Here is a 19283-nt window from a genome sequence, read left to right on the forward strand (position 1 = left end):
GGAGGACCTGATGGCCGAGATCGAGAGCTTCACCCTGGACCACACCGCCGTGAAGGCGCCGTACGTGCGTCGGATCGGGGTCGAGCACGGCCCCTCGGGCGGCACGATCACGAACTTCGACGTGCGCTTCGTGCAGCCCAACGCGGGAGAGATCCCGACGGCGGGGCTTCACACGCTCGAGCACATGCTCGCGGGGCTGCTGCGAGACCGCATCGACGGCGTGATCGACATCTCTCCGTTCGGCTGCCGCACCGGCTTCCACCTGCTCATGTGGGGCGAGCCGGCTGTCGCCGACGTCGTCGCGGCCCTCACGAGTGCCCTGCGATTCATCGCCGACGAGGCCGTCGAATCCGATGTGCCGGCCGTCTCAGCGATCGAATGCGGCAACTACCGGGATCACTCGCTGCACTCGGCACGCGAGTGGGCCAAGGTCGTCCTCGACGACGGCATCAGCCTCGACGCGTTCGAACGCGTCGGCGTCTAAGCGTCGAGGTCCGGCAGTGGGTTCGCTGCTCGGCCCTCGGTACTGAGCAGCAGCACCGTCGCCTCGGCCGTGAGGGGCGTGGTCTCGCCGGGCGCGAAAGATGCAGCGGCGAGCGCGCGTGCGCCCGCGAGGGTCGCGGCACCGCACGGCCCCGCATCGACCCCGAGCGCCTCGAGGTCGCGCACGGCGCGCGCGGCGGCGGCATCCGTCACCGTCACGGCCGCATCAAGGCCGGCGTGCAGAACGGGCCAGCCACCGGTCGTGGGAGTGCCGCAGTTGAGCCCCGCCATGATCGTCGACGCCGTCTCGACCGTCACGGGGCGCCCCGCACGCAGCGACTCGAGGATCGTCGGCGCCGCCGTCGGCTCGACGCTGAGCACCGTGGGAGCCGTCTGACCCGAGCGGTAGTGGCGCACGACGGCCTCGGCGAGCGAGCCCACGCCGACGGGCACGACGACGACATCTGCGCGGGCTCCCACAGCTGCGAGCTGCGCGTCGGCTTCGGTGACGAGTGTCGAATACCCCTCGACGATCCAGTGCGGAACCTGCTCGTAGCCCGGCCACGACGTGTCCTGGATGAGCACGTCAGCATCGCCCACGGATGCCGCGGCTGCGGCGACGACGTCGTCGTAGGGTGCATCCCGCTCGATGCGCTGCGCCCCTTCGGACTCGATCGCCCCCTTCGCCGCCGGTGAGATGTCGGCCGGCGTGTGGATGCGGGCGGGGATACCGAGCAGGCGTGCCATGTGGGCGACCGCGCGGCCGTGGTTGCCGTCGGTCGCAGCGACAAGGCGCACAGGCCCCGACGCCCGCAGGCGCTGCTCGAGGTCGGCGAGAGGCAGCGCCCCTCGCTCTCCGACCCGCTCGGTCAGCGCCCGGGACACGGCGTACGAGGCCCCCAGGATCTTGAACGCGGGAAGCCCCAGGCGTGAGGCCTCCTCTTTGATGAAGACGCGCGCCACGCCGAGCTCACGCGCGAGGTCGGGCACCTCGACGAGCCTCGTGACGGCGTACCCCGGGAGCGAGGCGTGGAAGCCGCGGATGTCGGGCGAGCGTTCGGTCCGCCAGTGACGGGCGACGGGGTTCAGATAGGTATCGACGCTCATGACGCGAGCCTACGCACCTAGCCCGCACGCAGCAGGTCGCGCAACCTCTCTTCCAGGGCGGGCACGCGCGGGTCGGTGACGAACCCTTCGCCACGCGGGATGTCCCGCGTCACGACCGTCTCACCGACGATCCGCGCAGGGCGGCGTGACATGACGTACACGCGGTCGGACAGCCGAACCGCCTCGCGGATGTCGTGGGTCACGAGCAGAACGCTCCACCGGTGGGTCGCCCACACCGCCAGCAGCCATTCCTGCATCTCGTCCCGGGTGATCGCATCCAGCGCGCCGAAGGGCTCGTCGAGCAGCAGCAGCGGTTGGCCCTGCACCACGGTGCGCGCGAGCGACACCCGCTGCCGCATGCCGCCCGACAGCTGCCGGGGATAGCGCCGCTCGCTGCCGGACAGCCCGAAGGCGTCGAACAGCTCACCGGCGCGACGCCTCGCTTCGCGCCGCCCGACGCCTGCCACCTCGAGACCGATCGCGGCGTTGTCCAGAGCGCGCCGCCACGGCAGCAGGGCATCTCGCTGCGGCATGAAAGCGAACGGTCGCTCCCCCGCCGACACGGGAGCGCCGTCGAAGAGGATGAGGCCGGAATCGGCGGCGAGCTCCCCCGTCAGAAGCGAGAGGAGCGTCGACTTGCCGCTGCCGCTCGGGCCGATGAGGCTCACGATCTCGTCGGGCGCGACCGACACGGTCAGATCATCGAGAACCGGCACCCCGTCGAAGCTCTTGCGGATGCCGGTGAGCTCCAGGCCGCCGGCACTCATCGCGCTGCTCCCTTCTCGACGCGCAGCCACGGCAGCACGAGGCGCTCGATGAGCCCGACGAGACCGTAGAGAAGCAGGGTCAGCACGGAGCTGACCGCGACAGCGGCGAGCACGAGGTCGGTGCGGAACACGTTCTTGGCACTCTGCATGTAGACGCCCAAGCCCGCGACTGCGCCGGCGTACTCCGCGAAGATCGCCCCTACGACGGCGTACGTGATCGAGATGCGCAGCGACGAGAAGAACGACGGCATCGCCGACGGCAGTCGGACCATGCGGAAAACGGTGCGCTTGCCCGCCCCCATCGATCGCAGCAGGTGCTCGGCGTCGGGATCGGCTGATGCGAAACCGCGCATGAGTCCCACCACCATCGGGAAGAACGTGACGAACGCGACGAGCAGCACCTTCGGAAGCAGGCCGAACCCGAACCACAGCACGACCAGTGGTGCGAGCGCGATGAGCGGCAGGGTCTGGCTCACGATGAGCAGCGGCATCGCCGCTCGGCGCCCCAGCACGAAGAAGTCCAGGGTGGTCGCGGTGACGACGGCGAGCGTGATCGACAGCGTGAACCCCAGCGCCGTGGCTGTGAGGGTGGGAAGAGTGTGCCGCAGCAGCACGTCGCGCTCGCCGAACCCCTGCTCGAGGATCCGGAGCGGCGACGGAAGCACTCCACCCGCGACGAGGCCGGCGTTCGCGACGGACTGCCACACGATCAGGATCGCCAGGGCGGCGATGACCGGCGGAAGAACGACGGCGGCCGAGCCGCGGATTCTGCTCACTCGAGGTAGTCGGTGGAGTAGTACTCCGACCAGTCGGGCGCCTCGGTCACGGTCTCACCCGATGCGTCCGTGAGGATGCCGTTGTCGAGGAGGAACGCGCCGAAGTCCTCCCACTTCTCGGGCACGACTTCGCCGATAGCCACGCCTTCGGCGACGAAGTACTGCTCTGCGAGCAGCTTCGCGCTGCGGGTGACGAGCTCTTCGGCGGCCGCGAGCGTGTCCGAATTGGCCTCGATCAGGATGCGGGCCGCCTTCTCGGGCTCGGCGGCGGCGTACGAGTACCCGCGCTGCACGGCTGCGACGAACGCCCGGGCGGTCTCGGGGTTCGCCTCCAGGTAGGCGTCGCTCGAGATGATCCCGGTCGAGTGCAGGTCGGGCACGCCGTAGTCCTGGTACCGGAACCCGCGATACGGGTGTCCGTCGATGTCGGCTTGGATGTCCTCCCACGTCGAGACCGAGAGCGTGAAGTCGATGCGGTTCTGGCTCAACGCCTCGTAGGCACCGGTGTCGAGCACGACCTCTTCGAAGTCGCCGTCGCCGCCGTCGCCCTGGATCACGGCGCGCGCCAATGCGCCGTAGAGCGGCGAGCCGAAGCCGCCGAACACTCCGCCGTCGAGATCCGCGGGTCGCTCGATGTCGTCGCGGTCACCGAGGATCACGAGCCGACCCGTGTCGGACTGCGTCACCTGAAAGACCGACACGACGTCGCGGCCGGCGGTGCGAGCCAGCTGCACACCCGCCTGACCTGCCAGCCCGAAGTCCGCCGAACCGGCAGAGACGAGTTCGGGCACCGAGGTCGAGGCGTAGGGCAGGATCTCGACGTCGAGGCCCGCGTCGTCGAAGTAACCGAGTGCGTCGGCGACGTAGACCCCGATGTGGTTCGTGTTCGGCGCCCAGTCGAGCGCGAACGTGACCTTCTCGGGGTCATCGGGCGAGGCAGCCGACCCGGTGGCGCACCCGGCGAGGCCGAGCGCGAGCGCGAGGGTGGATGCCACGAAGGCGTGGTGTTTCCGCATGGGTGTGCCCCTCTGATCGGGCACGGGTGAAGAAGAGATGCCTCCCTGCGCTGGCATTACCCAGATCAGGTTCGACGGTCGAAGGTTGGAGCCTTCCTCTCAGCCCGGCTTACCGAGCTCCCGTGTCACGACGAGCGTAGCCGATTCCCGGCAGCGGCTATGGTGGTGCGTCATGCCCCCCACGACGGATCAGAACCCGCTCACTCCGACCGAGTACGGGGTGGGCGCGCGCTTCACCCTCTCGGTCTACGACTCCGCCTATGTCGACGTGATCCTCGGGGCGCTCTCCGTAGCCGACGCGAGCGCCGTGACCGTCGAAACGAACGACATCTCGACCTTCGTGGGCGGTGCTGAGGCCGATGTGCTGCGCTATCTGCGCGACGTCATCGCCGCCGCGGCCTCTGGCGGAGCACACGTGTCGGCGGCGATCCTGCTCTCCCGGGGCTGCCCCGGCGAGCTGCAGTGCGAGCTGCCGGCGGGTGTGGATGCGCTCGGCGCGGAGCCCGTGCAGCTCGAGGCCACCGGCATCCGTGCGCGCGCCCACTGGTCGCTGTATCCCCTGCTCGACGGGGGCACCGACGGCGACCACATGACGGCGATCTACGACGCGATCGAGCAGGCGAAGCAGGGGGGCGTGTACTCGGGTTCAGACCACTACGCGACGCGCCTGGACGGCGATCTCGCCGACGTGCTGACGACCGTCGCGAACGCCTGGATCGCGGTGGGACGCACCGTGCAGCATGTGACGACCCACGTCACCATCTCGCTCAACAGTCCGACGCTCGCGGCGAGCTGACGCTCGCCCGGCGACTTCGCGGGTTCCGCGGAGCGGTGGCCGTGCCGGACACAGAAGAAGCCCGGACGCTGAGGTTCCTCAGCGTCCGGGCTTCTTGGGGTGGTGGCGAGTGAGGGATTCGAACCCCCGAATGCTGAGCAGTCTGATTTACAGTCAGATCCCTTTGGCCGCTTGGGTAACTCGCCGGGTGCGCACCCGCCCGGCTTTATCAGGCGAACGGAGGCGCGATCCATAATCTTACGCGCATCTTGCCGGTGTTCGAAATCGACTCGCTCAGGTGCCGATACAGCTGAGATCCATGCCGCCCAGAGCGCTCGGCGTGCGCAGCATCGCGCCCGCGCATCGGCAGGTGGCAGCGGCGACATCCACCGCATCGCGAAGGAGCGCATCCCACTTCTCGGCGGCCGTCACCGACGTGAGCCCGCCGTCTCGAGCACTCGGGCGACGAAGGACTCGACCCGCGCGCGGGTGCCGTCGATCCGGCGATCCACACTCGCGCGGATCTCGCTCGGCGCGAGCGGCGCCGCCAGCCGCACGTTCTCGTGGCACGACAGGTCGGAGCAGATGTAGGTGCCGATGCTGTCGCCGTGCTCGCCCGCATCGCCCGCCTTGCGGGCCGTGAAGAGCGCCACCTGATCGGCCGGCTGCATCGTGTGGCAGAGGTTGCACATGGCCGACCGCGCGAGGGAGGACCCCTCGGCGGCGCGCAGCACCACTCCGTGCGGCTGCCCGTCGATCTCGGCGACGATGTAGCCACGCGAGCGCGTGCGGGGATCCCGCCACGCATAGAAGTCGAGGTGGTCCCAGTCGGCGATGACGAAGTCTGCCGGCACCGTGAGCAGCCGCAGGTCATCGTGCGATGCGTTGGCCATCGCGGCTCGAAGTCCGACTTCTGTGAGCGGGCGCATCCCCTCAGTCTACGAACGCCGCTCCGCTAGGGGCCATGAGACGGCAACGGGGCCCAGCGGCGGCATCCGCTCGGTCGCGACCCGGTGTCACGCGTTCTGCACGCGGGCACCCGCCTCGCTCCGCCGCTCAGGCGGGAACGCGCACGCCGGGCAGCGACCACGCGGCGAACGCGGGACCCTCGGCCGAGAGCGCGACGGAGCCGTCCGCCGCCCGTGCGAGCGTCGCCTCGCCGACGAGCAGCGACGCGGCGGCGTCGGGCACGGCGCCGGGAGCGAGCTCGACATCGGCGTCGCCGCGCGTCGCGAGCACGACGACCGTCTCGTCGGCCGACTCACGGGCGAACACGACGGTCTCGTCGTCGACGTGCAGCCATCGCAGCCCGCCCGTGCCGAGCACGGGGTGCGCGCGCCGCAGCGCGATGTGCGAACGGTACAGCGCGAGCCGCTCGGCGACGGCGGGTTCGTCTTCGCTCCCCCACGGCATCGGTGTGCGGCTCGACTCGCCATCGACCCCGACGAGCCCGTACTCGTCGCCCGCGAACACGACGGGCAGTCCCGGCAGGGTCATCGACAGCCCGACGGCGACGGGGACCGTGCCCGGCGCCGCATTCGTCGCGAACCGCGCGGTGTCGTGCGTATCCAGCGGCTGCATGTTGCCCAGGCGAACGCGCCACGGGACTCCCGCAGTGAAGCGCACGACGGCGTCGACGAACTGGCGCGCGGTGTAGCGCGGGATCCCCCCCAGCGGCTGCGTGAAGAACCACGGCTCGGTGCACTCCGCACCCTCGGCCGTGAGATAGGACTGCCCCGTCGGCTCGGACAGCCACCCCCACAGCGGCCGCGTGAACGACGGGTACGTCATCGCCCCGTGCCATCCGTCGCCATGGAGGTCGCTCGCGGCGTCATTGGTCGATTCGCCGAGCAGGATCGCGTCGGGGTTGATCTCGCGCATCGTCGCCTGCAGCAGCTGGCGCACCTCGGCGTTGAGGTCGATGTCTCGCAGGCGCCCCGTCATGTTCGCAACGTCGATGCGCCATCCGTCCGTCGAGTACGGCGGCTTGAGCCATCGCGCGACGACCGAGTCCGGTCCGTCGACGAACGCTTCCCGCAGCTTGGGCGACGCCCAGTTGAACTTCGGCAGGCTCGCAACGCCCAGCCACGACTCGTACCGGGTGTTGCCGTCACGGAAGTAGTAGAAGTCTTCGGTCTCGGCGCCGGGGTGGCCGAAGGCCGAGGTGAACCACTCGTGACGGTCACCGGAGTGGTTGCTCGTGAGGTCGCCGATGACCCGGATGCCGCGGGCGTGCGCCGCGTCGATGAGCCGGATGTACGCCTCATCCCCGCCCAGCAGCGGGTCGACCGAGAGAAAGCTCGACGCGTCGTAGCGATGATTGGATGCCGCGGGGAAGACCGGGGTGAGATACAGGACGTTCACCCCGAGCTCGACGAGGTGGTCGAGCTTCTCGGTGATCCCGTCGAGGTCGCCGCCGTAGAACTGCTGCGAGCGGCCCGGCGAGACGGGGTCGACGGGGTCGTCCCACGCGGCCGGCTGCGCCCACTCCGGCACGGCACGGGCATCCGCCTGCGCCGACCGCGCGAACCGGTCGGGGAACACCTGGTACATGACCGCGTCGTAGAGCCACGCGGGCGGGGCGGGATAGGCGACCAGTGCGAAGTCGTCGGCGTCGAGCGTCTCGATCTCGTGCAGGCCGGCCTGGTTGAGCCACTGCACCCGTCCGTCTTCGTGCACGAAGACCCAGCGGTAGCCGTGGCGCGGGTTGTGCACCGTGACGGGTGCCTCCCACCAGTCCCAGCCGTCGGATGAGCCGATGAAGGCGGCATCCGTCCAGCTCGGTTCGTGATCGGGGTTCGACCGCGTGCGCACGGCCCGCAGCGGCCCGTACCCGTGCGGCACGCGAACGCGCACCTGCACGGTCTCGCCGAGTTGCGGTGTGCCGTTCGAGACGTAGAGCGGTGAACCGTCGTGGTGGGGCTGAAGGGTCATGATCGCCAGCCTGCCTCAGATCCGCGGCATCGCCGGCTACTTGACAGCGCCCGCGGTGAGTCCACCGACGATGTACTTCTGCAGGATCAGGAAGAGCGCCATGACCGGCAGGGCGGCCATCACCGCTCCCGCCGAGAACGCACTCCAATCCGCGTAGCGGGGATTGGAGACCATCTTCGTCAGACCCACGGCGAGGGTCTGCTTCTCGGGTTCGATGAGGATGACGCTCGCGATGACGAATTCGCTGAACGACGCGATGAACGACAGCAGCGCGACGACCGCGAGGATCGGGGCAGCCAGGCGCAGGATGATCGTGAAGAAGATGCGCGCGTGACCGGCGCCGTCGATCTTGGCCGCTTCGTCGATCGAGGCGGGGATCGTGTTGAAGAACCCGTACATGAGGTACGTGTTCACGCCGAGGGCACCGCCGAGGTAGACCATGATCAGGCCGAGGTGGGTGTCGAGCCCCAGCGCGGGGAACCAGTCGCCGATCGCCGACATGAGAAGGAACAGCGCCACCACGGCGAGCAGCTGCGGGAACATCTGCACGATGACGATCGACACGAGGCCGATCCGTCGCCCCGTGAAGCGCATGCGCGAGAAGGAGTATGCCGCGAGGCCACCCAGGAACACCGTGCCGACGGCCGTGACGCTGGCCACGACGAGCGTGTTGAAGAACCAGTTCACGTACGGGTTGTTGGGGTCGCTCAGCATCCGCATGTAGCTCTCGAAGCCGACCGTCGAGAAGAGCGCGTTGGAGCCGGTGAGCGTGCCGCGGGGGTTGAGCGATGACGACAGCACGAACAGCAGCGGGAACGTCGAGAAGATGATCATCGCGATGCCGACGAGGTGCCGCCAGCCGGTCGCGCGGAACCACTGCCCGAATGTCTTGGGGCGTTCGTAGAAGTCGGCGTCGGCGCGACGCCGCGAGCGACGGCCGCGACGGCGGTCTTCGTGCAGGGCCTGCGCCTCGCCAGCCAAGAGGCCGCTGGTGCTGCCGGGGAAGGATTCGGGCATCAGTTCAGCTCCTCGAGCGCCTTGGTGCGTCGGAAGCTGATGATCGAGATCACCGCGACGACGATGAAGATGAGGATCGTGAAGGCGGATGCGAGACCGTAATCACGGTTCTGACCCGTGAAGGCCACCTTGTAGACCATCGAGATCAGGATGTCGGTGTGGCCGACGTTGATCGCGGCGGACGAATCGCGAGGCCCGCCGTTTGTGAGCATGTAGATCAGGTTGAAGTTGTTGAAGTTGAACGCGAACGACGCGATCAGAAGCGGTGCGACCGTCACCAGCAGGAGCGGCAGCTTGATGAGCCGGAAGATGCCCCACGATCGCGCGCCGTCCATCTTGGCGGCTTCGACGACATCGTCGGGGATGGACTGCAGCGCCCCCATGCACACGAGGAACATGTACGGATAGCCGAGCCAGAGGTTGACCAGAAGCACCGAGACCTTAGCCAACGTGGGGTCGGTAAGCCAGGGCACCGCGGCCCCGCCGAGCAGCACCTGGTTGATGAACCCGAAGCTCTCGTTCATCATGCCCGCCCACACGAGCGCCGAGAGGAACGATGGGAACGCGTACGGCAGGATCATCAGGATGCGATAGAACTTGCGTCCCCGCATCCGCATGTCGTTGAACACGATCGCGAGGAAGAGCCCCAGGAAGAAGGTCGTGGCCACCGACACGATCGCGAAGACGAACGTCCACAGCGTCACGTAGAACAGCGGTCCGCGGATGCTCTCATCCGTCACGGCGCGGGCGAAGTTGTCGAACCCGACGACGATCGTCCAGCCCGGCATGAGCTGCGAGCCGTCTTCTGCGGTGAACGCGCCGACGCCCGTGTCGGTGTAGACCGTGCCGTTGCGGGTGTCGGTCATCGTGCCGGCATCCGCGTCGTAGATCAGCGCCGAGGTGTAGAGGTAGCCGCGCTGCCCGTCGGGCGTGAGGAGCCGGCCGTCGTTCTCGTCGTCCGAGACGGGAACGGCGAGTTCCTCGATCACGCTCTGGTTGGCCAGCACATCGGCGAAGGTGAGCGACGTCCAACCATCGAGCGCCACGGCCTTGCCGCCGTCGAACTGTGCTCCGGACGCCGGCTCGAGGGGCTGCTCGTTCGTGCCGAAGAACGCCTCGCCGTCCGGGTCGGTCACGAGGACGCCGTACTGGCCGAGCTGCGACACGACGGTGACGTCGTAGGTCGGCGAGTCCGGCACGCGCTCGAGCGCCGAGGCCATGAGCGAGGACACCGCCTGCTCTTTGGAGCCGTTGTGTCCCGTGCCGTAGTTGGTGAAGCCGATGTAGCCGGTGTAGACGAGCGCGAAGACCTGGAAGATGAGCAGGAAGATGACGCCGGGCGCCAGATACTTCGCCGGCAGCTTGCGACGCGACAGGTAGATCCAGTTGAGCAGTGCCGCGGTGACCGCGACGAGCCCGGCCACGAGCCACTCGCGGTTGCTCAGCAGCACGAAGAGCGCGAACACGGCGAGCGCGTCGAGGATCCCCAGCAGGACGATCTTGACGATCCATCCCTTGACACCCAGCGACGCGGCATCCGCGATGCGAGCGGCCTGCTTCGATCGCTTCATGCGTCGCGGGTCGGCCGCGGGGTCCGTCGTGCGTTCTTCGAGCGAGTTGCTCGTCACTCGCAGCCTCCGTTGCGTACGGGCAGTCCGATGTGGCGACTCTGCCGATAATGCGTGATCGTAGCGGGATGCCGGGGCTCAGTCCTCGTATGAAGACCGAGCCCCGGCATACGCAGGACGTCAGCCGATGGCAGCCGTCACATCGTCGACGAGCTTCTGCCACGTCGCCGCGGGGTCAGCACCGTTGATGATCTCGGCCTGGGCGATGCCCCAGTACTCCCACACGGAGCCCATCTGCGCGATCGCCGGCATGGCCACGGCCTCTTCGCCGACCGCGGCGAAGCCGCCCACGATCGGGTCAGCGGATGCCGTGTCGGCGGCGGCCGTCAGAGCGGGGAGCACATTGCCCGACTCGAACAGCTTCAGCTGGACTTCTTCGGTGCCGAGGTAGTTCACGAGGAAGTCGTTCGCGGCGACCTTGTTCTCGGATTCGGCGCTGAGGTAGAAGCCCTTGACCCCCGCGAACGGAGCAGCGGGCTCGGCGGTCGGGCTGGGGATGGTGTCGATCGCGACGTTGATGCCCGCGTCGACGGCCGTGCCGACGTTCCAAGGGCCCGTGAGCCAGAAGGCCGCGGTTCCGTCGAGGAACGACTGCTTGGCGATGTCACCGTCGATGTCGGTGTTGAAGACACCGGTGCCGTTCGCACCCTGACCCGAGAGCCACGTGGCGAACTCGAAGCCGCCGGGGCTGCCGAGCTCGAGCTTGGCGGGGTCGTAGTTGCCCTCGGCGTCGAGCCCGAAGACGGGTGCACCGAACGCCGTCTGGAACGGGTACAGGTGGTAGGGGTTGCCCTCAGCGCCCTGTTCGACGACGAACGGCTGGTCAAGGCCCGCGGCCTGACCCTTCGCGATCATGTCGTCGAAGCTCGTCGCCGCGTCGGGCACGAGGTCGGCGTTGCGCAGCACGGCGATGTTCTCGACGGCGTACGGCAGGAGGTAGGTGGTGCCCTCGTACGTGGAGGCCTGGATCGCGACGGGCAGGTAGCCCTCTGCGGTGTCGCCGAGCTCGATCGGGGCGACGACGCCGTTCGTCGACAGCTCGCCGACCCAGTCGTGCGCACCCATCGCGATGTCGGGGCCGCGGCCCGTCGGAACCTGCTGGATGAAGTCGTCCTTGATGGTGTCGGTGTCCTTGGACACCAGGTTCACCGTGACACCGGTCTTGTCGCTGTACTCGGAGGCGACATCCTTCAGAGCGTCGATGCGCTCAGCGTCGACCCAGACGGTCAGTTCGCCGGCCTTCGATTCGCCGCCGCCGGTCTCTTCGCCGCCGCCGCTGTCGCCCGAGCAGCCAGCGAGCAGCATGGCGCTGCCTGCGACGAGCGCGCCGAACGCGAGAACGCCCTTCTTCTTCACCGTCATCGGTGTGCCTCTCTCAAATGCTGTAGGGGTATGCCGGCTTCGCGGCGCGAAGCGCCGGGCGAGACCGGCTTTCCCGCTCACAAGAAATGTAAGCGCTTACATTGTCATCTCGATCGCCACGCCGTGCAACCTCGCGAAACGATCTCGATACACGTTCGTGACCTCCTACACGCAGGGAACGAGCATCATCGACCCGCCTCTTGCAAGCGTTTGCACCCGGGGTGCGCATCGCAAGCCGCGACTAGACTCGCGGCATGGCAGATTCCTCGTTCGACATCGTTTCGAAAATCGACCAGCAAGAGGCCGACAACGCCCTCAACCAGGCGCGCAAAGAGGTCGAGCAGCGCTACGACTTCAAAGGCACCGACGCGTCCATCGCGTGGAGCGGCGAGTCGATCCTCATCAAGGCGAACAGCGAAGAGCGCGCCAAGGCCGTGCTCGATGTCTTCCAGTCCAAGCTCATCAAGCGCGGCATCTCGCTGAAGAGCCTCGAGACAGGCGAGCCGACGGCGAGCGGCAAGGAGTACCGCATCGTCTCGACGCTCAAAGAGGGCATCTCGTCCGAGAACGCCAAGAAGATCTCGAAGATCATCCGCGACGAGGGCCCCAAGTCGGTCAAGTCACAGATCCAGGGCGACGAGCTGCGCGTGCAGTCCAAGAGCCGCGACGACCTTCAGGAGGTCCAGCGTCTGCTGAAGGCCGCCGATCTCGACGTCGACCTGCAGTACGTCAACTACCGCTAAAGCGAGGCTGTCAGTCCGATTCGGGCTCAGGCACGAGCCGCAGACCCGCCGTGCTGTTGGCCGACATGGCGAGGGCTTCGAGCCACTTCCTGTTCATGGTGTGATCGCGATCGCCGTCGAAGCTGAAGTACAGCGAGGTGCTCTTCGAGATCCACACGGTGCCGTGAAGACCCGCACCGGGGATCGCGTCGTCGCCGTCGACCGGACCCTCGTCATCCCAGTTGAAGCTGAAGCTCTCGTCTCGCCGCAACTTCGTCACCATCACCACACGCAGGTGATCCAGCGCCCGATCCTCGATGCGGATGGCCGGCGCAACCCCGTAGATCAAATGCCCCATTGTGGACCTCCTGCTCAGGATGGAAGACGACTCAGCGTAGGCCATAAGTGCTGAGCGGAAGAAGCGGGATCACGAAGGCGACAACGATCGAGCCTTCCTCGTACGACATCGCGCCTGCACGCTAACGCGCCCGCCCACGCCGGTCGTCACCCGGCGGGGGTGATGGTCGATGCAACGGGCGTACCGCCCGCACCGCTCGGGGTCGAGCGCGGGGTCAGCGGCGGGAGAGCATCGCCGTCGCCCACCGGTCGAGTCGGGCGTAGGCCTCGGCGCGTGCCTCACGTCGCGAGAGGAACACGTCGTGCAGGGCTCCGTCGATCCGCTCGACGGTCACCGACTGCCCGAGCTTGAGCGACGCGCGCGCGATGTCGTCGACGATGAGCACGGTGTCGGCGCTCGTGAGGTCTTCGCCCCACCTCGTCGGGATCGCGGTGCGCGCCGACAGCAGGACGCAGACGGGAGCCGCGATCGCGAGCCCCGCAGCCACCTTCGTGTGCCCCGCGATGACCGCGTGCATCCATCCGACGTGCACCGGCATCGTCTGGTCGGGGCGCCACGCAGCCTCGATCGTCACGGGGTCATCGGGATCCGCGACTTCGCGCTGCGCGCGGGCATAGAAACCGGCATCCATCTGCGGCCACAGGTCGAACGGACGAAGTTTGGAGTGCAGGCCCAGCACGGGGGCGATCGCGGCACGCGTCACGGCACTCAGCTGGAATTCGAGCCACGGGCTGTTCAGGATGACCGCGGCGGCGATGCCGGGGTTGCGGCTCGCCCAGAGACTCAGCGTGAGTCCGCCCGTCGAGTGTCCGAAGAGCACGAGGCGTCGCTCCCCTGACCCGTCGGCGCTGCGCCCCATCGCCTCGAACGCCGCCGCGATGTCGGCGTCGTACGCGGTGAGATCGGCGATGTAACCCGGGGTCTGCCCCTCGCGGATGCTGCGCCCGTACTTGCGCAGGTCCAGCGCATAGAAGTTCGCCCCGTGATCGGCCCAATAACGGGCGAGCCGCGTCTGGAAGAAGTAATCCGACCAGCCGTGCACGTAGAGCACATCGACGTCCGCGAACCGGCGGCGATCGCCGAACAGACCGCCCAGCACCGGACTGTTCGCCCGCAGCCGCACGAGGGTTGCGACGACGGGGCCTTCCTCATCGTCGCCGAGCGGCAGTGTCACCTGCTCGAAGGGCTCCCCCAGGACATCGGGGAGCCATTCGTGCGATGCGCGGTCAGCCACGCGATGCTCTTTCACTCGCCCCGCGAGACCCGGACCATCTCGTCGCGCGCGACGACCTTGATGCGCGCGCGTTCGTGGGGAGCGCCGAGAGCGATCTCGTGCTCGTCGAGGCGGTGCCAGCCGTCGAGGTCGGTCCACTGCACGCCGCGTTCCGCGAGGAGCGCCGGGATCGCCTCGTCGGAGGGATCCGCCGGGTCCCACCACGAGCCCTGGTCGTTGATGAGGTGGCGCACCGTCTCCATCGCATCGGACTTCGTGTGCCCGATGAGCCCGACGGGACCGCGCTTGATCCAGCCCGTGGCGTAGACGCCCGGCACCCGCTCGTTGGAGTCTTTGTGCAGCACCTGACCCTCGTGGTTCGGAATGACGCCGTGGCGCTTGTCGAAGGGCACGCCGGCAAGCGGAGATCCGAAGTATCCGACGGCGCGGTACAGCGCCTGGATCGGCAGCTCGCGCATCTCGCCCGTGCCCTCGACGCCGCCCTCACCGTCGGGGCGCGTGCGCTCGTAGACGAGCGCGGCCACAGCACCGTCGGCGTCCTTGCGAACTTCGACCGGACGCGCATAGAAGTGCAGGTGCAGGCGCCGCGATGCCTCGCCGCCGGCGTTGTTGACCGAGGGGCGCTGGCGCCACGACTGCAGCACGCGGTCGATCACCATGACCTGCTTGTTGCTCGCGATGGCCGCCCGCGACGCATCGTCGTAGTCGAAGTCCTCGTCGTAGACGACGATGTCGACATCACGCAGCTCGCCGAGTTCGCGCAGCTCGAGCGGCGTGAACTTCACCTGCGCCGGTCCACGGCGTCCGAACACGTGGACATCGGTGACGGGCGAGGCCTTCAGCCCTTGGTAGACGTTGTCGGGGATCTCGGTCGACAGCAAGTCCTCGGGGTGCTTCGCGAGGATGCGCGACACATCGAGCGCGACGTTGCCGTTTCCGAGCACGGCAATGGATTCCGCCTCGAGCGGCCACTCGCGCGGCACATCGGGATGCCCGTCGAACCAGCTGACGAAATCCGCCGCGCCGTACGAGCCCTTCGCGTCGACGCCGGGGATGTCGAGGTCGGTGTCACGGGTCGCGCCCGTGGCGAAGATGACGGCGTGGTAGTGGCGCTTGAGGTCGTCGAGGGTGATGTCCTCACCGAAGCGCACATTGCCGAAGATGCGGATGTCGCCCCGGTCCAGCACGTCGCGCAGCGCCGTGATGATGCCCTTGATCCGCGGGTGGTCGGGAGCGACGCCGTAGCGCACGAGCCCATAGGGGGCGGGCAGCTGCTCGAACAGGTCGATCGAGACGTCGAACTTGCGCTCGGCCTTCAGGAGGATGTCCGCGGCGTAGATGCCCGCGGGCCCGGCGCCGACGATGGCGAGGCGGAGCTTGGTCATGGGGGTTCCTTCCGGGACGTCGGTGTGGGACGCCGCAGCGTCAGTTGGAGCGGTCGGCGACGGCTTTCGCGAAGCGCGTGAGCGCCTCGCGCACGGGGCCGTCGGGCACGGGAGCGAGTGCTTCGATCGCTTCGCGCGACCACGTGTTCGCGAGGTCGAGGGTGGCCTGCGTCGCTTCGTGCTCGCGCAGCCGCCTCAGCGGCTCGTCGAGAATCGACGAATCGTCGCCCGCGGCGATGCGCTCGACGCCGTCATCGATCGCAGCCTGAAGCGCGCGCGACTCGGCGTCGTCGCGCTGGGTGAGCAGCAGGTACGGCATCGTCGGCACACCCGCGCGCAGGTCGGTGCCGGGGACTTTGCCGGTCTCTTCGGGGTCATCCGACAGGTCGATGACGTCATCGAGCAGCTGGAAGGCGACGCCGCTCTTCTCACCGAAGAGGACCATCGCCTGCTTCAGTTCGGCGGGGCCGTTCGAGAACACGACGCCCGCTTGCGCGGCCGCGGCGATGAGTGACCCGGTCTTGTCGGAGAGCACCTGCAGGTAGAACGCGACAGGATCGTCGTCTTCACCCGGGCCGATGGTCTCGTGCATCTGCCCGAGCACGAGGCGCTCGAACGTGTCGGCCTGCAGCTGGATCGCCTCTTCGCCGTAGCGGGCCATGATCTGGCTCGCTCGCGAGAACAGCAGGTCACCCGTGAGGATCGCGACGCTGTTGCCCCAGACCGCGTGGGCGCTCGGCACTCCGCGGCGCTTGTCAGCGGCATCCATGACGTCGTCGTGGTAGAGCGAGCCGAGGTGCGTCAGCTCGAGGGCGCTCGCCGCGTTCACGACCTCGTCGGTCGCTCCATCACCCAGCTGAGCGGTGAGCAGCGCGAGCATGGGGCGCAGACGCTTGCCGCCCGCCTCGTAGAGGTATCGACTCGCGGCGTCGACGAGAGGGTCGGCCATGTGCAGTTCGACGGCCAGAACCTCGTCGACGCGCTGGAGCCCCCTCTCGACTTCGGCGAGCAGACGGCGCGAACGCGCGCCGCCGAAGATACGGTCGGTGAGGCCCAGCTTGCCCGCCAGGCGCGAGCCCGATGCTGAGGGATTCACAGATCAAGCCTACCCGTCGGACGAGGTGCGCTCGTGGCGCTCAGCGTGGCTTGACCGCGCGATGCAGCGCCACGATCCCCATCGACAGATTCCGGTGCGCGACGTCGGTCCATCCCGCCTCACGGATCCACGTCGCCAGGCGCGCCTGATCAGGCCAATCGCGGATCGATTCGTTGAGGTAGTCGTACGCTTCGGCGTTCGAGCTCATGGCACGGGCGATGACGGGCAGCACGCGGTCGTTGTAGAACCGGTACAGGCCCGCGAACGCGCGCGAGGGCGGGTGCGAGAACTCGCAGACGACGAGGCGACCACCGGGCTTGGTGACCCGCAGCAGCTCGCGCAGCGCCTTCTGCGGGTCGTTGACGTTACGCAGTCCGAACGACATCGTGACGGTGTCGAACGCGTCGTCATCGAACGGCAGATCCGTCGCGTCCGCTTCGCGGAACGTCAGATTGCGGATGCCGCCGTGCCGGCGCCGCCCTTCGGCGATCATGCCCGGCGAGAAGTCGGCCGCGACGACGTCGGCACCGCTGCGCGCGAGGGCCACGCTCGACGCCCCTGTTCCGGCAGCGAGATCGAGGATGCGCTGGCCGGGGCGAGGAGCGACGGCCCGGGTCGTCGCGACGCGCCACAGCCGGTCGTTGCCGAGGCTCAGGACGTCATTCGTGAGGTCGTAGCGCTGTGCGACCTGGTCGAACATCCCGCTCACCCGGGCGGGGTCCTTGTGCAGATCCGCGCGGTTGCGCTCGTTGTCGCTCACCCGACGAGTCTAAGCGCGCGCGAGCGCGGCGAGCCGCGTGAGCCAGGCATCGGCGGTCGCATCGTCGAAGGGCGCGACGCGCTGTGAGACGCGGCGCTCCAGGTCGACCGCGAGACTCTCGAGCCGCGCGACGATGTCGAGCGGGTAGCCGTACGCGACACGGTGCTCGTCCCATTCGTCGCGGTCGTCGATCCACACGCCGCGCTGGTCGATCGCGCGCACGACGTCGAGATCCATGTCGATGCCCTCGGGCTCGCCGCCGTCCCACCGGACGTCCCACGCGAGATCGATGTAGACGCGATAGCTCGCGGGCGGAGCAACGTTGACCGTGAGTGCGTAGTCGCCGCTCGGGGGCATCAGAGTGACGTTGGGCGCCGTCGTGATGATCTCGCGACCGGGGCGGGCGCTGCGCGAACCGACGGGCTGGCCGAACCACTCTCCCCATGCGTCGGCGCCGAGGTAGATGCACTCGTGCACCCAGTGCGGGTCGCCGTTCCACTTGCGCCAGCGAAACTGCAGAGGCGTGCCGGGCACGGGACGCGAAGTGGCCATGCAGCGAGTCTAGAGTTGAGTCGTGACACCTGTCCCTCGCCCGCTCACGTTGGTGGTCGAGACCCGAGAGATCGACGCGATCGATGATCTCGTGCCGTTCGCCGACCCGCGCAATCCGCTTGCGTGGCTGCGGCGCGGTGACGGGCTCATCGGCCTCGGGCAGGTCGTGGGCTTCGAGCACGGACGACAGACTCCCGCCGACGCCCCCTCCCCCGCCGATGCCTGGCGGCGCATCGCGGCAGCGACCGAGATCGACGACCCTGTGGGCGTGCCCGGTACGGGCCTCGTCGCTTTCGGCACCCTCGTCTTCGACGCCCGGTCGCAGGCGACGAGCGTGCTCACCGTGCCCGAGATCGTCGTCGGCCGCCGCGACGGACGAGCGTGGGTCACCCGCATCCGAGTCGATGGCGACGACGTCGTCGAGCGCACGCCTCAGCCGATCCCCTATGGCCCGCACTGGTCGGCGACCCTCGGCCCAGGCTCTCTCGACCGCGCCGGCTACCAGGCCGCCGTGCGTGCGGGGCTGGATGCCATCTCTGCCGGCGAGGTCGACAAGGTCGTGCTCGCGCGCGACCTCGTGGGCACGGTGCCGGCGGGCGCGGATCTGCGGCGTCTCGTGCGCGCCCTGGCCACGGACTATCCCGACACCTGGACCTTTGCCGTCGACGGCATGATCGGCGCGAGTCCAGAGACCCTCGTGACCGTGTCGGGCGGCACCGTGACGGCGCGTGTCCTGGCCGGCACGACGCCGCGGGGGGCCGATGCGACCGAGGATGCCGCGGCCCGCGACGCCCTGGCGGCGAGCGCGAAAGACCTCGACGAGCACCGCTACGCCGTACGCAGCGTGCTCGAGACGCTCGCACCCCATACGTCGGCGCTGCGATCGGACCCCGAACCGTTCACGCTCGAACTGCCCAACCTGTGGCATCTGGCGACGGATGTCGCGGGCGAGATCACCGACCACGCATCCGCTCTCGATCTCGTCGCGGCGCTTCACCCCACGGCTGCCGTGGCAGGAACCCCGACGGATGCCGCCCTCGACGCCATCCACCGCATCGAGCCGTTCGACCGGGGGCGCTACGCCGGCCCTGTCGGCTGGGTCGACGGGAACGGCGACGGCGAGTGGGCGATCGCGCTGCGCTGCGCGCAGATCGGATCGGCCCCCGATCGCCGCTTCGCTGCGGGCGGCGACACCCTGCCCATCGTCGCGTACGCGGGAGCGGGCATCGTCGCGGGCAGCGATCCCGAGGCCGAACTACTCGAGACCCGGGTGAAGTTCCGCCCCATCGTCGACGCCCTCGCCTGACGCGG

20 protein-coding genes, 1 tRNA gene and 1 riboswitch are annotated in these 19283 nt (G+C 68.5%); of the genes, 4 read left to right on the plus strand and 17 right to left on the minus strand.

Going from position 1 to position 19283, the window contains the following annotated elements:
* The first annotated feature begins 10 nt into the window (after window positions 1-10).
* A complete protein-coding gene (locus AC25YV_RS04040) occupies window positions 11-484 on the plus strand; it encodes an S-ribosylhomocysteine lyase (RefSeq protein WP_488122557.1) in 474 nt (157 codons plus the stop codon).
* Here the strand turns inward: AC25YV_RS04040 and AC25YV_RS04045 are convergent.
* From AC25YV_RS04045 to AC25YV_RS04060, 4 genes are read right to left on the minus strand one after another with little or no spacing between them, the layout of a single operon-like run.
* Window positions 481-1590, minus strand: a complete 1110-nt coding sequence (locus AC25YV_RS04045; protein WP_488122558.1) for a diaminopropionate ammonia-lyase — start codon at window positions 1588-1590, stop codon at window positions 481-483. The two genes, AC25YV_RS04040 and AC25YV_RS04045, sit on opposite strands and share 4 nt — an antisense overlap.
* A gap of 17 nt (window positions 1591-1607) precedes the next feature.
* A complete protein-coding gene (locus AC25YV_RS04050; RefSeq protein ID WP_488122559.1) occupies window positions 1608-2357 on the minus strand; it encodes an ABC transporter ATP-binding protein in 750 nt (249 codons plus the stop codon).
* Entirely contained in the window at window positions 2354-3133 is a 780-nt protein-coding gene (locus tag AC25YV_RS04055) for an ABC transporter permease (RefSeq protein WP_488122560.1), read from the minus strand. Before AC25YV_RS04055 ends, AC25YV_RS04050 begins: the two co-directional genes overlap by 4 nt.
* Window positions 3130-4149: an ABC transporter substrate-binding protein gene (locus AC25YV_RS04060; RefSeq protein WP_488122561.1), complete on the minus strand. Its 1020-nt coding sequence runs from the start codon at window positions 4147-4149 to the stop codon at window positions 3130-3132. Before AC25YV_RS04060 ends, AC25YV_RS04055 begins: the two co-directional genes overlap by 4 nt.
* 25 nt (window positions 4150-4174) lie before the next feature.
* Window positions 4175-4283: riboswitch (TPP riboswitch) on the minus strand.
* 38 nt (window positions 4284-4321) lie between these two features.
* Here AC25YV_RS04060 and AC25YV_RS04065 point away from each other — a divergent pair.
* Window positions 4322-4945 (plus strand): YkoF family thiamine/hydroxymethylpyrimidine-binding protein, encoded by a 624-nt coding sequence (locus tag AC25YV_RS04065; RefSeq protein ID WP_488122562.1) that lies wholly within the window; start codon window positions 4322-4324, stop codon window positions 4943-4945.
* A 100-nt stretch (window positions 4946-5045) separates the two neighbouring features.
* On the opposite strand, the gene AC25YV_RS04070 is transcribed toward AC25YV_RS04065, so the two are convergent.
* From AC25YV_RS04070 to AC25YV_RS04100, 7 genes are all read right to left on the minus strand, one after another.
* Window positions 5046-5130, minus strand: a tRNA-Tyr gene (locus AC25YV_RS04070).
* Window positions 5131-5218: 88 nt separating this feature from the next.
* The gene (locus AC25YV_RS04075) at window positions 5219-5356 is read right to left on the minus strand and encodes a hypothetical protein (protein WP_488122563.1); all 138 of its coding nucleotides are present in this window, start codon (window positions 5354-5356) and stop codon (window positions 5219-5221) included.
* Window positions 5353-5853, minus strand: a complete 501-nt coding sequence (locus tag AC25YV_RS04080; RefSeq protein WP_488122564.1) for an FBP domain-containing protein — start codon at window positions 5851-5853, stop codon at window positions 5353-5355. Before AC25YV_RS04080 ends, AC25YV_RS04075 begins: the two co-directional genes overlap by 4 nt.
* 127 nt (window positions 5854-5980) lie before the next feature.
* Window positions 5981-7858, minus strand: coding sequence for a glycoside hydrolase family 13 protein (locus AC25YV_RS04085; RefSeq protein WP_488122565.1), 1878 nt, complete (start codon window positions 7856-7858; stop codon window positions 5981-5983).
* A 36-nt stretch (window positions 7859-7894) separates the two neighbouring features.
* Window positions 7895-8875: a sugar ABC transporter permease gene (locus AC25YV_RS04090; protein ID WP_488122566.1), complete on the minus strand. Its 981-nt coding sequence runs from the start codon at window positions 8873-8875 to the stop codon at window positions 7895-7897.
* Entirely contained in the window at window positions 8875-10446 is a 1572-nt protein-coding gene (locus tag AC25YV_RS04095; RefSeq protein WP_488122866.1) for an ABC transporter permease subunit, read from the minus strand. Before AC25YV_RS04095 ends, AC25YV_RS04090 begins: the two co-directional genes overlap by 1 nt.
* A 177-nt stretch (window positions 10447-10623) precedes the next feature.
* Entirely contained in the window at window positions 10624-11865 is a 1242-nt protein-coding gene (locus tag AC25YV_RS04100) for a sugar ABC transporter substrate-binding protein (RefSeq protein WP_488122567.1), read from the minus strand.
* 254 nt (window positions 11866-12119) lie between these two features.
* Here AC25YV_RS04100 and AC25YV_RS04105 point away from each other — a divergent pair, with 254 nt between their 5' ends.
* Window positions 12120-12608, plus strand: coding sequence for a YajQ family cyclic di-GMP-binding protein (locus AC25YV_RS04105; RefSeq protein ID WP_376125032.1), 489 nt, complete (start codon window positions 12120-12122; stop codon window positions 12606-12608).
* 10 nt (window positions 12609-12618) lie between these two features.
* Here AC25YV_RS04105 and AC25YV_RS04110 read toward each other — a convergent pair whose 3' ends face one another.
* From AC25YV_RS04110 to AC25YV_RS04135, 6 genes are all read right to left on the minus strand, one after another.
* Complete coding sequence (locus AC25YV_RS04110) at window positions 12619-12945, minus strand: DUF7882 family protein (RefSeq protein WP_488122568.1); 327 nt, start codon at window positions 12943-12945, stop codon at window positions 12619-12621.
* Window positions 12946-13159: 214 nt separating this feature from the next.
* A complete protein-coding gene (locus AC25YV_RS04115; RefSeq protein ID WP_488122569.1) occupies window positions 13160-14179 on the minus strand; it encodes an alpha/beta hydrolase in 1020 nt (339 codons plus the stop codon).
* A gap of 11 nt (window positions 14180-14190) precedes the next feature.
* Window positions 14191-15564 carry an FAD-dependent oxidoreductase gene (locus tag AC25YV_RS04120; protein WP_488122570.1) on the minus strand — a complete coding sequence of 458 codons (1374 nt, stop codon included), beginning with the start codon at window positions 15562-15564 and terminating at the stop codon, window positions 14191-14193.
* A gap of 40 nt (window positions 15565-15604) precedes the next feature.
* Entirely contained in the window at window positions 15605-16660 is a 1056-nt protein-coding gene (locus AC25YV_RS04125; RefSeq protein WP_488122571.1) for a polyprenyl synthetase family protein, read from the minus strand.
* 40 nt (window positions 16661-16700) lie between these two features.
* Complete coding sequence (locus AC25YV_RS04130; RefSeq protein ID WP_488122867.1) at window positions 16701-17360, minus strand: class I SAM-dependent methyltransferase; 660 nt, start codon at window positions 17358-17360, stop codon at window positions 16701-16703.
* Window positions 17361-17429: 69 nt separating this feature from the next.
* The gene (locus AC25YV_RS04135; protein ID WP_488122572.1) at window positions 17430-17972 is read right to left on the minus strand and encodes a DUF402 domain-containing protein; all 543 of its coding nucleotides are present in this window, start codon (window positions 17970-17972) and stop codon (window positions 17430-17432) included.
* 22 nt (window positions 17973-17994) lie between these two features.
* On the opposite strand from AC25YV_RS04135, the gene AC25YV_RS04140 reads away from it, so the two are divergent.
* The gene (locus tag AC25YV_RS04140) at window positions 17995-19278 is read left to right on the plus strand and encodes an isochorismate synthase (RefSeq protein WP_488122573.1); all 1284 of its coding nucleotides are present in this window, start codon (window positions 17995-17997) and stop codon (window positions 19276-19278) included.
* Window positions 19279-19283 lie beyond the last annotated feature (5 nt).

The sequence above is a fragment of the Microbacterium sp. Y832 genome, assembly GCF_057669765.1.

Excerpts from the sequence above, each read along its gene's own strand:
- AC25YV_RS04095 (WP_488122866.1), bottom strand. The coding sequence starts at position 10,446 with ATGAAGCGATCGAAGCAGGCCGCTCGCATCGCGGATGCCGCGTCGCTG.
- AC25YV_RS04110 (WP_488122568.1), bottom strand. The coding sequence starts at position 12,945 with ATGGGGCATTTGATCTACGGGGTTGCGCCGGCCATCCGCATCGAGGAT.
- AC25YV_RS04080 (WP_488122564.1), bottom strand. The coding sequence starts at position 5,853 with ATGCGCCCGCTCACAGAAGTCGGACTTCGAGCCGCGATGGCCAACGCA.
- AC25YV_RS04130 (WP_488122867.1), bottom strand. The coding sequence starts at position 17,360 with ATGTTCGACCAGGTCGCACAGCGCTACGACCTCACGAATGACGTCCTG.
- AC25YV_RS04045 (WP_488122558.1), bottom strand. The coding sequence starts at position 1,590 with ATGAGCGTCGATACCTATCTGAACCCCGTCGCCCGTCACTGGCGGACC.
- AC25YV_RS04060 (WP_488122561.1), bottom strand. The coding sequence starts at position 4,149 with ATGCGGAAACACCACGCCTTCGTGGCATCCACCCTCGCGCTCGCGCTC.
- AC25YV_RS04100 (WP_488122567.1), bottom strand. The coding sequence starts at position 11,865 with ATGACGGTGAAGAAGAAGGGCGTTCTCGCGTTCGGCGCGCTCGTCGCA.
- AC25YV_RS04090 (WP_488122566.1), bottom strand. The coding sequence starts at position 8,875 with ATGCCCGAATCCTTCCCCGGCAGCACCAGCGGCCTCTTGGCTGGCGAG.
- AC25YV_RS04065 (WP_488122562.1), top strand. The coding sequence starts at position 4,322 with ATGCCCCCCACGACGGATCAGAACCCGCTCACTCCGACCGAGTACGGG.
- AC25YV_RS04050 (WP_488122559.1), bottom strand. The coding sequence starts at position 2,357 with ATGAGTGCCGGCGGCCTGGAGCTCACCGGCATCCGCAAGAGCTTCGAC.
- AC25YV_RS04040 (WP_488122557.1), top strand. The coding sequence starts at position 11 with ATGGCCGAGATCGAGAGCTTCACCCTGGACCACACCGCCGTGAAGGCG.
- AC25YV_RS04135 (WP_488122572.1), bottom strand. The coding sequence starts at position 17,972 with ATGGCCACTTCGCGTCCCGTGCCCGGCACGCCTCTGCAGTTTCGCTGG.
- AC25YV_RS04085 (WP_488122565.1), bottom strand. The coding sequence starts at position 7,858 with ATGACCCTTCAGCCCCACCACGACGGTTCACCGCTCTACGTCTCGAAC.
- AC25YV_RS04105 (WP_376125032.1), top strand. The coding sequence starts at position 12,120 with ATGGCAGATTCCTCGTTCGACATCGTTTCGAAAATCGACCAGCAAGAG.
- AC25YV_RS04120 (WP_488122570.1), bottom strand. The coding sequence starts at position 15,564 with ATGACCAAGCTCCGCCTCGCCATCGTCGGCGCCGGGCCCGCGGGCATC.